General features: G+C 61.7%; 9 protein-coding genes, 1 tRNA gene and 1 pseudogene. 8 read left to right on the forward strand and 3 right to left on the reverse strand.

Annotated features, from left to right (window positions below; all coding sequences use genetic code 11):
* The 4 genes and pseudogenes from Q0025_RS06990 to Q0025_RS07005 all read left to right on the forward strand — a co-directional run.
* Positions 1 to 110: pseudogene (locus Q0025_RS06990) on the forward strand (co-chaperone GroES); the annotation flags it as partial.
* A gap of 41 nt (positions 111 to 151) precedes the next feature.
* Positions 152 to 1,795, forward strand: a complete 1,644-nt coding sequence (gene groL / locus Q0025_RS06995) for a chaperonin GroEL (RefSeq protein WP_297297399.1) — start codon at positions 152 to 154, stop codon at positions 1,793 to 1,795.
* 202 nt (positions 1,796 to 1,997) lie between these two features.
* Positions 1,998 to 2,348, forward strand: coding sequence for an integration host factor subunit alpha (locus Q0025_RS07000; RefSeq protein ID WP_297297400.1), 351 nt, complete (start codon positions 1,998 to 2,000; stop codon positions 2,346 to 2,348).
* A gap of 141 nt (positions 2,349 to 2,489) precedes the next feature.
* Positions 2,490 to 4,601 carry an ABC transporter ATP-binding protein/permease gene (locus Q0025_RS07005; protein WP_297297402.1) on the forward strand — a complete coding sequence of 704 codons (2,112 nt, stop codon included), beginning with the start codon at positions 2,490 to 2,492 and terminating at the stop codon, positions 4,599 to 4,601.
* 1 nt (position 4,602) lies between these two features.
* Here Q0025_RS07005 and hisG read toward each other — a convergent pair whose 3' ends face one another.
* The 3 genes from hisG to Q0025_RS07020 all read right to left on the reverse strand — a co-directional run bounded on the left by hisG (position 4,603) and on the right by Q0025_RS07020 (position 8,748).
* On the reverse strand, positions 4,603 to 5,583 hold the full coding sequence (hisG, locus tag Q0025_RS07010) for an ATP phosphoribosyltransferase (protein WP_297297404.1): 981 nt from the start codon (positions 5,581 to 5,583) through the stop codon (positions 4,603 to 4,605).
* Complete coding sequence (locus tag Q0025_RS07015; protein WP_297297406.1) at positions 5,580 to 6,737, reverse strand: ATP phosphoribosyltransferase regulatory subunit; 1,158 nt, start codon at positions 6,735 to 6,737, stop codon at positions 5,580 to 5,582. The genes hisG and Q0025_RS07015 overlap by 4 nt, the downstream gene beginning before the upstream one ends.
* An 88-nt stretch (positions 6,738 to 6,825) precedes the next feature.
* Positions 6,826 to 8,748 (reverse strand): AMP-binding protein, encoded by a 1,923-nt coding sequence (locus Q0025_RS07020; RefSeq protein WP_297297407.1) that lies wholly within the window; start codon positions 8,746 to 8,748, stop codon positions 6,826 to 6,828.
* 113 nt (positions 8,749 to 8,861) lie between these two features.
* Between Q0025_RS07020 and Q0025_RS07025 the strand changes: the two genes are divergently transcribed.
* The 4 genes from Q0025_RS07025 (at position 8,862) to Q0025_RS14925 (ending at position 13,154) form a co-directional block, all read left to right on the forward strand.
* Positions 8,862 to 8,936 (forward strand) — tRNA-Gln (locus tag Q0025_RS07025).
* Between the two features lie 604 nt (positions 8,937 to 9,540).
* Entirely contained in the window at positions 9,541 to 11,517 is a 1,977-nt protein-coding gene (locus Q0025_RS07030) for a hypothetical protein (protein WP_297297409.1), read from the forward strand.
* Positions 11,518 to 11,706: 189 nt separating this feature from the next.
* Positions 11,707 to 12,687, forward strand: coding sequence for a glycosyltransferase family 2 protein (locus tag Q0025_RS07035; RefSeq protein WP_297297411.1), 981 nt, complete (start codon positions 11,707 to 11,709; stop codon positions 12,685 to 12,687).
* A complete protein-coding gene (locus Q0025_RS14925; RefSeq protein WP_366939411.1) occupies positions 12,684 to 13,154 on the forward strand; it encodes a GtrA family protein in 471 nt (156 codons plus the stop codon). Before Q0025_RS07035 ends, Q0025_RS14925 begins: the two co-directional genes overlap by 4 nt.
* Positions 13,155 to 13,230: the final 76 nt, after the last annotated feature.

Consider the following 13,230-nt stretch of genomic DNA (forward strand, 5'->3'; position numbering starts at 1 on the left):
AGGCCGGAGATCGCATTCTCTTCGGCAAATGGTCCGGCACCGAGTTCAAGATTGATGGCCAGGATCTCCTCATCATGAAGGAGAGCGACATCCTGGGCGTCGTCGGCTGAGCGCCTGATCCCAGCGAGCCCCAATTCAGGAGTTTTCCAACATGGCAGCCAAAGACGTACGTTTTTCCTCTGACGCCCGCGACCGGATGTTGCGCGGCGTCGATATCCTCAACAATGCCGTCAAGGTGACCCTCGGTCCCAAGGGCCGCAACGTGGTCATCGAGAAGAGCTTCGGCGCTCCGCGCATCACCAAGGACGGCGTGACCGTTGCCAAGGAGATCGAGCTTTCCGATAAGTTCGAAAATCTCGGCGCCCAGCTCGTCCGCGAAGTCGCCTCGAAGCAGAACGACATCGCCGGTGACGGCACGACGACGGCGACGATCCTCGCCTCCTCGATCGTCCGTGAAGGCACCAAGGCGGTCGCCGCCGGCCTCAACCCGATGGATCTGAAGCGCGGCATCGACCTCGCCGTCGACGCGGTGGTTGGCGATCTCAAGACCAAGTCGAAGAAGGTGACGTCCAACGACGAGATCGCCCAGGTTGGCACCAATTCGGCCAATGGCGACGCCTCGATCGGCCAGATCATCGCCACCGCGATGCAGAAGGTCGGCAACGAAGGCGTCATCACCGTCGAAGAGGCGAAAAGCCTCGAGACGGAACTCGATGTCGTCGAAGGCATGCAGTTCGACCGCGGCTATCTCTCGCCCTATTTCATCACCAACGCCGAGAAGATGATCGCCGAGCTCGAAGACCCCTACATCCTGATCAACGAGAAGAAGCTGTCGTCGCTGCAGGCGATCCTGCCGGTGCTCGAAGCGGTCGTGCAGACCGGCAAGCCGCTGCTGATCGTTGCCGAGGACGTCGAAGGCGAGGCGCTCGCGACGCTCGTCGTCAACAAGCTGCGCGGCGGTCTGAAGGTCGCGGCCGTCAAGGCGCCGGGCTTCGGCGATCGCCGCAAGGCCATGCTCGAAGACATCGCCATCCTGACCGGCGGTCAACTCATCTCCGAGGATCTCGGCATCAAGCTGGAGAACGTCACGCTGCCGATGCTCGGCCGCGCCAAGCGCATCCGCATCGAGAAGGAGACGACGACGATCATCGACGGCGCCGGCTCGAAGAGCGACATCGAGGCGCGTATTGCTCAGATCAAGTCGCAGATCGCCGATACGACCTCCGACTATGATCGCGAAAAGCTGCAGGAGCGTCTGGCTAAGCTCGCGGGCGGCGTCGCGGTGATCCGCGTCGGCGGCGCGACCGAGGTCGAGGTGAAGGAAAAGAAGGATCGCGTTGACGATGCGCTCAACGCGACCCGCGCCGCGGTCGAGGAAGGCATTCTGCCGGGCGGCGGCGTTCCGCTGCTGCGTGCGACGAAGGTGCTCGACAAGGTCAAGACGGCGAATTCCGATCAAAAGGCTGGCGTCGACATCGTCCGCAAGGCGATCCAGTCGCCGGCGCGCCAGATCGTCGACAATTCCGGCGCTGATGGTGCGGTGATCGTCGGCAAGTTGCTCGAAAGCGGCGATTATGGCTATGGCTATAATGCGCAGACGGGCGAGTACGGCGATCTCGTCAAGCTCGGCATCATCGACCCAACCAAGGTTGTTCGCACCGCGCTGCAGGATGCCGCTTCGGTGGCCGGCCTCTTGATCACCACGGAGGCGATCATCACCGAGCAGCCGAAGAAGGAAACCGCGCCGGTCGGCGGCGCTGGCGGCATGGGCGGCATGGGCGGGATGGACTTCTAAGTCCCGACTTTGTGCGAAACGACACTTAAAAGCCCCGGGTTTCCGGGGCTTTTTGTTTACTCCGCTTGCGTGCGTCGGTGTGAAGCGCGAGAATCAATGTTTCTCGTTCTGTCATGGCTGGCTAAAACGACAGGATGAAGTGCAAAAGAAGCTGATGCGGGGCCGGTAGCGCTTCAAAGACCGACGCAAGGAGGGGCTAAAAGTGAGTCAGTTGCCGCCAAACGAGGCCGATAAAAAAACAGCCACGCGGGCTGATTTACTCAATGCCGTGTATGAATCTTGCAAAGGTCTGTCGCGCGCGCAAGCGCGGGATATTTTTGAAATGACATTGGATGAAATTTCCGCGGCGCTGGTCCGCGGCGAAACTGTCAAGCTTCGTTCCTTCGGCCTTTTCTCCGTCCGCGCGAAGCGGGAACGTATCGGCCGCAACCCGCGCACCGGCATCGAAGTGCCGATCAAGCCGCGTCGGGTGCTGACTTTCCGGCCTTCGCCGGTGCTGGTCGCGCTGATTAACGGGGAAAATGCCGAAACCGCACAAGAATTGCAGGATTAATCGAGCCGGCGCGCGAATTCGGATGTGCGGGCTGGCCGCAGGGATGCCGCAAAGATTACCAACCTGTAACTAGGCGGCGCTTTGCGCCTATGCGCTAAAGCGTGTTTGATCGCTCGAAATTCGCCGGATGATGACGCCTCCATGAAAGCACTTGCAATCGCTGTTGCGCTCTTTGCTGTCGCCGCTGCGCTGGTCGCCGCCAAGGCGGAGGATGCGACGACGGCGCTTCTCGCCGTCACGGCCTTTATCTGCGCCTATACGACCCACCGGTCGCGCCATATTTCGAGCTATCTGAGGATCTTTGTCGCGATTTTCGCGATCGAGCTCATCGTTTTCGGGGCTTTGTGCCTCGTTGCCGTGCTGCACCTCTGGCCGGTCAGTTGGGCGGACTACCAAATTCCCGAGAGCCTGCCGTTGACGGTCGCGCTCTTCGCCATCGCGGTCTATCTGACGTCCTTCGTGCCGCTCGTCCAATCGATGATGCGCATCGCCGACCGCTATTTCGATTCCCGCGATGTAACGACCGCGCGCGTCTGGCCATTCCCGTCCTATCGGGCGGGTGAGCACAAAGTCGCCACGGCCATGGTCGTCTTTCTGGTTCTAATCAACCAGGCCGAGGTCGGCATCAACATCCGCCTGTCGTTCTTCTCGCGCGACTGGTTCAACGCCATCCAGGCCCACGATGCCAAGACCTTTTGGTATCAGCTCTTCACCGTCTTCATGGTCTGGGCCTTCCTCTACATCTTTTGCGCTGTCGTCGAATATGTCGTGACCTCGACGCTGGTGATCCGCTGGCGGCGCTGGCTTACCGCCTTTTATCTCGACCATTGGCTCGACAATCACCGCCATTACCGGATGTCGCTTGCCGGAACGCCGGCCGACAATCCCGATCAGCGTATTTCGGAGGACATCAGCCGGTTCATCGATGGCGGCGACGTCGGCTATGGCATCTATTCCTTCACCATTCTCTTGATCTCGAATCTGAGTTCGCTCGTCTCCTTCGCCATCCTGCTCTGGGTGCTCTCGGCGAATTTCACTCTGCCGGGGACGCATATCGCCGTGCCGGGCTTCCTGTTCTGGGTCGCGCTCATTTATGCGGCGATCGGCACCTGGCTCACGCATTGGATCGGCAAGCCGCTCGTGCCCTTGTCCTTCAAGCGGCAGCGTTATGAAGCCGACTTCCGCTTCTCGCTCGCACGGCTGCGCGAATATACCGAACAGGTTGCGCTTCTGTCCGGCGAAGCGGCGGAGAAGCGCTCGCTCAAAACACGTTTCAGCGCGATCGTGACGAATTATTTCGACATCATCGCCTGCCGCAAACGCCTCACCGCCTTCACCGCGTCCTATTCGCAGATCAGCCCGTTCATTCCCTACATCGTCTCGGCGCCGTTTTATTTTGCCGGCAAGGTCACGCTCGGCATCATGACGCAGACGGCGAATGCGTTCAGCAACGTCAACAGCGCACTCACCTTCGTCGTCACCTATTACGTCTTCCTCGCCGACTATAAGGCCGTCCTCGATCGTCTCACGTCGTTCGATCAATCGATCGAAAAGGCAGACAGCCAGGAGTTCCAGCCGGTCCCCATGCTCACGCCGGGCGAAGCCGGAAATGTCCGCCTCGTCGAAGTGACGTTGCGCCTGCCCGACGGGCGCACGATCGTCGAGGATGCCAATCTCGACCTTGTCTCGGAAATTCCGGCTCTTTTGGTCGGGCCATCGGGCTCGGGCAAATCGACGCTATTCCGTGCCATAGCCGGCATCTGGCCCTATGGTCAGGGCAAGATCGATCTGCCGCCGTCGGCGAAGTTGATGCTGCTGCCGCAGAAGCCCTATGTGCCGATGGGAACGCTGCGGGCGGCGCTCGCCTATCCGGCCGCGCCCGACCAATATGACGATGCAACCTTACGCACCGCGATGGAAGCGGCGCAGCTCACGCATCTCATCGACCGGCTCGATGCCGATGGGGTTTGGCAGCAGCAGCTTTCGGGCGGCGAGCAGCAGCGTCTCTCGATCGCTCGCGCATTGCTCGAAAAGCCGGATTGGCTGTTCCTCGACGAAGCCACGACCGCGATGGACGAGCCGATGGAAGCCTTGATCTACCAGACGCTGCGCCAAAGCTTGCCGAAGACGACGATCGTTTCGATCGGCCACCGCGCAACGATCGAGCAATTCCACAAGCGCCGGCTCGAAATGCAACCGGCCGGCGAGGGCATGTTCACGCCGAAGGACGACGTCGCCAACGCGGCCGAATGAATTAAGGCAGCCGTGCGACGAGCTTTTCGTAGAGCTTGTTCTTCTCGGCGAAGACGTAATCGAGCTGCGCGACGGTGACTTCGGCCGCGCCTTGCATCAAGAGCCAGTCGGCAAGCCCCGGCACTTTATCTTTTGGGCAGGTCAGCGTCAGCCAGCCATCGGCGAGGTGGCGGCGCGGCCGCGCCGCGAACAGAACTTCGGCATGGGCGAAGAGTTCGACGTCAGCCTGCGCGATCCGCGCCGAGACTTCGCGGGTGGTGCGCGCGATTTCTTCTGCCGCGATGCGCGAAAGGATGATCCGCGCGGCCTCGCGCGTCTCCTCGGTCCAGGGCGCTGCCAGCGAGGCGACGAAATTGGCTTCGGAGCGCAGAATCACGCCGTCATCGAGGATCTTCAGCGCATTGGCCGCAAGCGTGCTGCCGGTCGTGGTGATGTCGACGATGAGCTCCGCTGTTCCCGCGGCGGGCGCGCCTTCTGTCGCGCCGAGGCTTTCGACAATGCGATAATCGGTGACATGTCTCTCGGCGAAGAAACGCCGCGTGAGATTGACATATTTCGTCGCAACCCGCATCCGCTCGCCGCGCCGGGCGCGGAAGGCGACCGCGACATCTTCGAGATCGGCCATCGTGCGCACATCGATCCAGGCCTGCGGCACGGCGACGATGACATTGGCATGGCCGAAGCCGAGCGGCGCGAGAAGTTCGCATTTGGCATCGGCATCGGGAATCGTTTCGCGCACCAGATCCTCGCCGGTGACGCCGAGATGCGCCGTACCGGCGGCAAGATGCGTGACGATCTCCGAGGTCGAGACGAAGGCCACTTCGACCCCGTCAAATCCGGCGATCCTGGCGCGGTAATCGCGGGCGCCGCGGCTTTGCACGAATTGCAGCCCGGCGCGGGCAAAGAAGGCGGCCGCGTTTTCCTGCAAGCGGCCTTTGGACGGCACGGCGAGAACGAGCTGAGGCTTGATCACATCGCTCATCGCCACCAATCCATCTCGCCGCGTTGCGGCAATTCCAAACGCTCGATCCAAATCGCCGCGCCGACGGCGCCGATGCCACGATCGCTGCCCAGCGACTTGAGCAGGCCGTCATAGCGACCGCCGCCGGCAATCGACTTTTCCTGCGGGCGGCTGCGATCGAAGGCTTCGAAAACGAAGCCGGTATAATATTCGAGATCGCGAGCAAAGCGCGTCGAGAAGGTGAAATCGGCAACATCGAGGCCGCGCGCGGCCATGAAGCCGAGGCGCGCGTCGAATCGATCGAGCGCGGCGTTAAGGTCCAGTCCGGTGGTCGCAGCAAGCTGGCGCAGCCGGCCGGAAGCCTGATCGGGATCCGTCTCGATGGCCAGAAATTCCTTCAGGATCGCCCGCTGCTCGGTCGGAAAATCTTCGTCCGCCTTGAGCGCCGCTTGCTCGAGAAAACGGTCGGCGATCTCCGCGATGCTACGGCCGCCGACGCTCGAAATGCCGGCAATCGAGAGCAGGTCTTCGACCAAAGCGCGGGCGCCCTGCTTGTCGACGCCCTCGAGCGCGGCAAGAACGCCGGTGTGGTCGGGCCCTTTGGCATTGACGGGCTGCGAGAGGATGGCATCGAGCGCCTTGTCCTGCGCGTGGCCGCGCAGAATGCGCCGCTGCCATTGCGGCGAAAGATCGAGCGCGGCGACGAGATCGCGGACCAAGCCATTGTCGCCGAAGCGCACGTCGAGATCGCCCTGGCCGAGCGCTGCAACCGCATCGAGAGTGACGCCCAGGATTTCGGCGTCGGCGGCTTCGCGGTCGGGATGGCCGAAATTCTCGAGCCCGGCCTGCAGGACCTCGTTCGGCGCGTCGGTGCGATAGCGGAACACGGGCCCGCAATAGGAATAGGTCGCGGGAAACCCGGCGGCTTCGGAGGCGAGATAATGGGCGCAGACGGGGATCGTATATTCGGGCCGCAGACAATATTCGGCGCCGGACAGATCGTTCGTCAGATAGAGCCGGCTGCGGATGTCTTCGCCTGAATTGAAGAACAAATCCGCCTTTTGCAGAATCGGCGGCTCGTAGCGCGGATAGCCGGAGGCTTCGAGATGCGCGATCAGGGCCGCAGAAGCGGCACGCTTGGCGGCAGCGGAAGTGGGGTCGGCGCTCACGGACATCTCTCGAATTTGCGCCTCTCTTTAGCAATTGCGGCCGGCCGGCGCGATGGCTTTCGGTCGGCAGGGTGAATGGCGGGGAAACAGAGAATTATCTAGTGATTTCAGTCCGTTGTTCGGTTTTAGCCGCGTCGAAGGGCGATCCGGCGATCATGACTTGCGCTGGCGGCATGGCGGAAAAAAGACCGGCGGCTTCGCTGGCCCGGTTGGCGAGAACCGCCGTGCGGTTGAGGCCGCCCTTGTCGGTCAATTCGCCCGCCGCGGCCGAAGCCGGCTCGTCCAGCAGGATGAGACGCGCGATCCGTCGCGACGATCCGTCGGCGCTGGCGGCAAAGCCGTCGAGAAGCGCCTGGAATTTGGCGCGCACAGCCGGGTGCGCCACGATTTTGCTCTCTGGGAGAGCTTCGCCCGCAAGACACGCGCAAGCCTCCAAATTGGGAAAGACCAGCGCCGCCGCGAAAGCCTCGCCCTCGCCGGCGATCACCAGATCTTTGGCAAAGGGCGCGAAGGCCGCCAGAAAGGCGTCGCGCAAGGGCCCAGTACTGACCCATGTGCCGGTCGCGAGCTTGAAATCCTCGCTGATCCTGCCGTCGAAGCAGAAGCCTTGTTTCGGCGCCGTCGCGTCGGCAAGGTGCAGGGCATCGCCGAGGCGAAAGAAGCCCTCCGCGTCGAAAGCCGCATCTGTCGCCGCGGCGTCACGCCAATAGCCTGGCGTCACGTGGGGCCCTTTCACGCGCACCTCGCGCTTTTCGCCTTGCGGCACAAGCTTCAGTTCACTGCCCGGGAGCGGCAGGCCGACGCCGCCTTCGGCGCGGACGAAAGGCGTCCAGAACGTCGTCGCGGGGCCCGATTCCGTCGCGCCGTAGCCGCTCATCGTCACGATTTTTTCGCCGCAGGCTGCCACGGCCATATCATCCCAGGCTTCATAGGTTGCGCGCCGCATCGGGGCGCCGGCAAAAAACGTAAGCCGCAAATGACGAAAGAAATTTGTCGCGAGCATTTTGTCGCGCGCCAAAGCCGGCAGCAGAGCCTCGATCCCTGCCGGCACGTTGAAATGCAGGGTCGGCGAAATCTCGCGCAGATTGGCGAGCGTTGCGGCGATGCCTTGCGGCACCGGTCGCCCGGCATCGATATAGAGCGTGCCGCCATGCGCCAACACCAGATTGAAATTCTGATTGCCGCCGAAACTGTGGCTCCAGGGCAGCCAGTCGACGACGACCGGCGGCTCACGCCGCAGGAAGCGCAGCGCATGCGCGATCATCGCCTGGTTGGCGCAGAGCATCCGATGCGTCGTGATGACGGCTTTCGGTGCGGCGGTCGAGCCGGAGGTGAACATGAATTTCGCGATCGTGTCGGGCCCGACGGTCGCATTGGCCCGATCGAGCGCGGCGGTCTCCGGCGTCGCCAGCAGATCGTCGAGGATTTCGACATCGGCGGGCGTGGCCGCCGGTAGCGGCGTCGCGACGAGACGGGATGGCCCCGAGGGCAGGGCGGCAAGCGCTTGCGCATAGAGCGCGCCGTCCTCGGCAAAGACGAGGCCGGGCGTGAGCAAAGCGATGATGCTTTTTAATCGGATAAAATCCGGCCCTGCCTGCGCATAGGCCGGCGACAGCGGCGCATAAGGAATGCCGGCGTAAAGCGCGGCGAGGCCGAGCAACGCATGGGCGATGCTGTTGCCCGAGAGAATGACGAGCGGCTGCTCGGTGCTCAATCCCCGCGCGAGCAGCGCCTGGGCGACGGCGCGCGCCTTCCGCCGCGCCTCGGCATAGCTCAACGTCTGCCAGGCCTCGCCGCGCCTTTCGGCAAGGAAAACATCGTCGGGCCTCGCCGCAGCCCAATGATCGAGCCAGAGGGTCACTTTGGCTTCGTAAGGGCCGAGGTCGAACGGCGAGCGGGCGTAAAATCCTCCGTCGCGGCCGGGCACGGTCACGATGTCGAGGGGCCCGAGATCAACCGGCCGCAGCGGCGCGGCGCGGTCGGCGAGCGCTGCCATATCAACATGGCGCAAAGACATGGGGCTATTTACCAGTTCGCAGCGCGGGAGGAAGAGGTTGCGAGGGGCCGGTGCTGGCTTTATGGTCGCGCCGCCGCCGGCCCCCGGCTTTCTCTCGGGCCAATCTCACGTCTTGGGGCGTAGCCAAGTGGTAAGGCAGCGGATTTTGATTCCGCCATCCGGAGGTTCGAATCCTCCCGCCCCAGCCAGGCGCGCCGCCGGCGTCTTCGGCGAGTCCGGATTCTCAAATAAACCCGACCTCCCGTCCAAGGATTAAGTGTTCCCGGCGTCTGCGCCGGAGAGCGGTTGGCTTTTGACGAGACGGTTGTGGCGCCATTCGTGTTTTGCGCCTCGATCACCTGGTCCGGGGTGAGGCGCTGCCCTATCAAACCGTCGCGGCGCAAATCGCCCGCCATCTCTCGTCGCATGCCTGGCAGCACGCCGTCAGCGAATATCTGTCTTTGCTCGCGGGCCGAGCGAACATCTCCGGGCTTGAGATCAAGCGGGCCGATTCGCCGCTGGTTCAATAGCGCTTTTCATGCCGGAATGGTTGCCGATGCGGGACCGTTATCTTCGCCAGCGCCGGTTTCCAGCGTCTTCTTCCGCCCGCGACTGGTCTAACAGCCTGATCTGTAATAAATTTATGGCTATGACGGCAATCTTTCCTAGGCCGTGGCCGCCGCACGCCGCTGCCCGAACGCGCTGCGGCTGCAACAGATTTTTGATGGAAATTTGAGACGCTCTTCGCTCGGAGGGCGAATGAGCCGGCACGGCGCGCTATCCGCAAAGGCTGTTTGAGGACTCGGCGCGGGCATGGTTTCGCCTTTCTCGATCTTGGTCGCGATCTCTATTTTCCTGATCGCCGGCACCGTCGTCGGCTTTCCGTTGTCGCGCCATCTTGACGCTTTGCCGCAAAGGCGGCTGCTCGTCGCGCCCGCGCTCGGGCTCGCAGTTTATGCCGGCGGCTGCGGATTGGCGTTCAGATTTTTTCCCGTCACGCCGATTTCCGTCATGAGCCTATTCGCCGGCGTGGCCATATTGTCCTTCGCGGCAGGGCGCGCCGACGATTACAAGGCGACGCTGTTTCCAGGCGGCGTCGCGCCGCCGCTCGCGGCGATCATTGCGGCGGCCGCTATCGCTGCGCTGCCGGCCTTCGCGGTGATGCCGCATATCACCGGCAGCAGCGTCTCCTTTGGCGATCCGATTTTCGATCACGAGAAGGTCGCGATCATCGACGAGATCGTCAATAACGGAAATCCGCCGCACAACCCTTTTGTATCTTTTGCCGGGACCGGCAATGCGCTGAATTATTATTATCTCTGGTATCTGCTCGCCGCCGCGTTGTCGATCACGACGCGGCTGTCGGGATGGACGGCTGACGCCGCATTGACCTTCACGACCGCGTTCACCTCGGTATTGACGGTCATATGGCTCGCGACCGGCTACAGCGGCAAGAAAGCGGCCGCCTGGTGGGTCGTCGCGACCTGCCTGATCGGACCGATCGACATCCTGCTCAACAATTTTCTGCTCGGGCCGTGGCTCGATCAGTTCAGAACCCATCAGCACACGTTTGAGCCTTGGATCATTCAGGCGTCGTGGGTGCCGCAGCACGTCTTTGCGGCGACGGCGGCGGTCATGGCCGTCCTTCTTATCGTCAAGCTCTTCACCCGGTCGTTCGATCCGGCGCTCTGCGTTTTGATCGGCGTCCTCGCCGCCGCGATCTATGCGAGCTCGGTCTGGGTCGCCATCGGCTTTGTCCTCATCGTCATCGTGCTCACGCTCGTTTGCCTGAGAGACAGCGTCGAAAGCGGCGGGTTTGGCTTCCTCGCGCAGAATATGACGACCGTCGCGGTCACCGCGGTGATCGTCGCTTCGCCGTTTCTGATTCAACAAGCGGGCATCCTCGGGAACACGCACACGGTCGATGTCTGGGTATTTCCGGTGCTGCAATATCCCTATCGGCTGTTCAATTCAGCCGCCTATTGGCTGTTTCTGCTTCCGCTCGATTTTGGTTTCATCTATCTCGCCTGGATTCTCAGCAAGGTGGGCGGCCGCAAGGACGAACCGTTGGTTTCTGTCTATGTCGAGCGCGCGCTGACGATGCTGGTCTTCGTGCCGCTGGTCGCGGCGCAATTTCTTCACAGCGTCATCGCAAATAACGATCTCGGATGGAGAGCCATCATTCCGTCGGTGCTCGTCATGATGGCGATGGCGTCGGCTTTTGCTGCAAACTCGGTCGAGCACAGGCCTTGGGTGCATTTCACCCGCAACGCGCTCATTGTTTTGACCCTGGTTCCCGGTATTCTGGCAGGGCTTTGGTTCGTGCGGACCAACGATCTGAATTTCATCCTGTACCCGAGGCAGACCGAGGCCGGTCGCGGCTTCGTGAGCGAATCCGCGCTATGGCAAGCCGTCAGAAATGTAACGCCGCCCGACGAAGCCATTGCCAACAATCCGTCCGACCTTGCCTCGCTCACGCCCTGGCCCGGCGATATCGGCTGGGCGCTTCTCTCGCGTCGCCGCCACTGCGCGGTCGGCGGCTCCTATCTTTTGGCCTTCCGGCCGGTTTTCTCTCTCGCGATCCGATCGGAAGCCCAAATTTTGCTCGGACGCGTCTTTTCAGGGCAAGGTTCTGACGAAGATCTTCGTGCCATGCGCGACAAATTCCAGTGCAGGACACTCGTCGTGACCCCACGGGACGGGCTCTGGGCAAAGGATTCGCTCGGCAAAAGCCAAATCTACAAGCTCGTCGACCAAACCAACGAATGGAAGATTTTGCGCGCCGATTGACGGCGCGGTTGATTCAATCTTCCAAGCCTTTGGAACGAATATTTAAGAACCGCGGCGCAACTCGGCATGATCCCCTAGAACGTCGTTTCGATTTCACCTTGTTTAAAGGATATTTGGGTAGGAGTTTGGCTGTTTACAGGTTGCAGGGTTTGCAAACGGACACGAGCTTTTAAAAAGGGCGTTTGTGCCATGTTGATGGTGTCAGTCGTCGTCCCGGTTTACGACGAGGCGGAAGTCCTCGATCAATTCCATGCACGACTGTCCGCGACAATGAATGCAATCGGCGTCGATTGGGAAGTCATCTATGTCAATGATGGCAGCCGCGACCGTTCGCTCGACATCATGCGCGCGCTCCACGCGCGGGACGCGCATGTCGCCATGCTCAACCTTTCACGCAACTTCGGCAAAGAAATCGCCTTGACCGCCGGGCTCGATCGCGCGGCCGGCGATGCCGTTGTCGTCATCGATGCGGATCTGCAGGATCCGCCGGAACTCATTCCCCAACTCGTGGAAGTTTGGGCAACGGGTGTCGATGTGGTCTATGCGCAGCGCCGCGGCCGAAGCGGCGAATCGTGGCTCAAACGGCAGACCGCCTTTGCGTTCTATCGCGTCATGCGGCGCCTCACCAAGATCGATATTCCGCCCGATACGGGCGACTTTCGATTGATGAGCCGCCGGGCGGTCGATGCGCTGCTGCAACTTCGTGAGCATCATCGCTTCATGAAGGGCCTGTTTGCCTGGGTCGGATTCAGCACGCGCGCGGTGCCCTATATCCGCGAGGCGCGTGCCGCGGGGTCGAGCAAATGGGATTATTGGAAGCTATGGAATTTTGCGCTCGAGGGAATCACGAGTTTCAGCGTTCTGCCGCTGAAAGTCGCCACCTATCTCGGCTTGGGAATCGCGCTCTTATCCGGCCTTTATGCGGTTTATCTCGTCATTTCGACTTTGATCCATGGCAATCCAGTACCGGGCTATCCAAGCCTCTTGGTTGCCATATTGTTCATGGGAAGCACGCAGTTGATCGTGCTCGGAATCATCGGCGAGTATCTCGGCCGCAGCTTCAACGAGCTTAAGCATCGCCCGCTCTATTTCGTTGAATCCTACGTTCCGCCGGCATCCTCCGCGAGCGCAGTCAGCCAAGTGCTGCACGATCTGCGGGCGGCGGGATGACCGGCACGGAGAGGTCTGCGCTTCCCAAAAGCCCCTGTGCCGGGGATCCTAGCGTACTGGTTGGCGGGCGCGACCGCCTATGGACGCTTCTCCGCTTTGCTCTTGTCGGCAGCCTCGCAACGGCAACCTATCTCGCCGTTTCACTTTTCCTCTCGAGTTCGTCCGTCCGACTTGCGCCGTGGGCGGCGAGCCTGGCGGGATTCGCTCTTTCTTTTATCGTTTCTTACGTGGGCCACCTCTTTTTCACGTATCGCGCCGCGCCGGACCATGTTTTCTACGGCCCACGATTCGCTTTGGCGACGCTCGCGCTGATCTTCATTTTCTCGGCATTCTCACAGATTTTAGCCATTGATTTCGCTCTCGGGCGCCTCTGGAGCAATGGGCTCGTGGCGGCGCTCTTTCCGCCATGCAGCTTTCTGCTCCACACGTTCTGGTCCTTCGCCGGCCGGCCGGAAAGCCTCGGTTAGCGGCCCGGAAAAAATCCGTGCGCCGCGGGAATAAAGCCGCGAAGCCGCGAGTCTCTCATCCGACAGCGAGGAGACT

Origin of the sequence: uncultured Methylovirgula sp., from assembly GCF_947646745.1 — a bacterium.
Classification (GTDB): Bacteria; Pseudomonadota; Alphaproteobacteria; order Rhizobiales; family Beijerinckiaceae; genus Methylovirgula.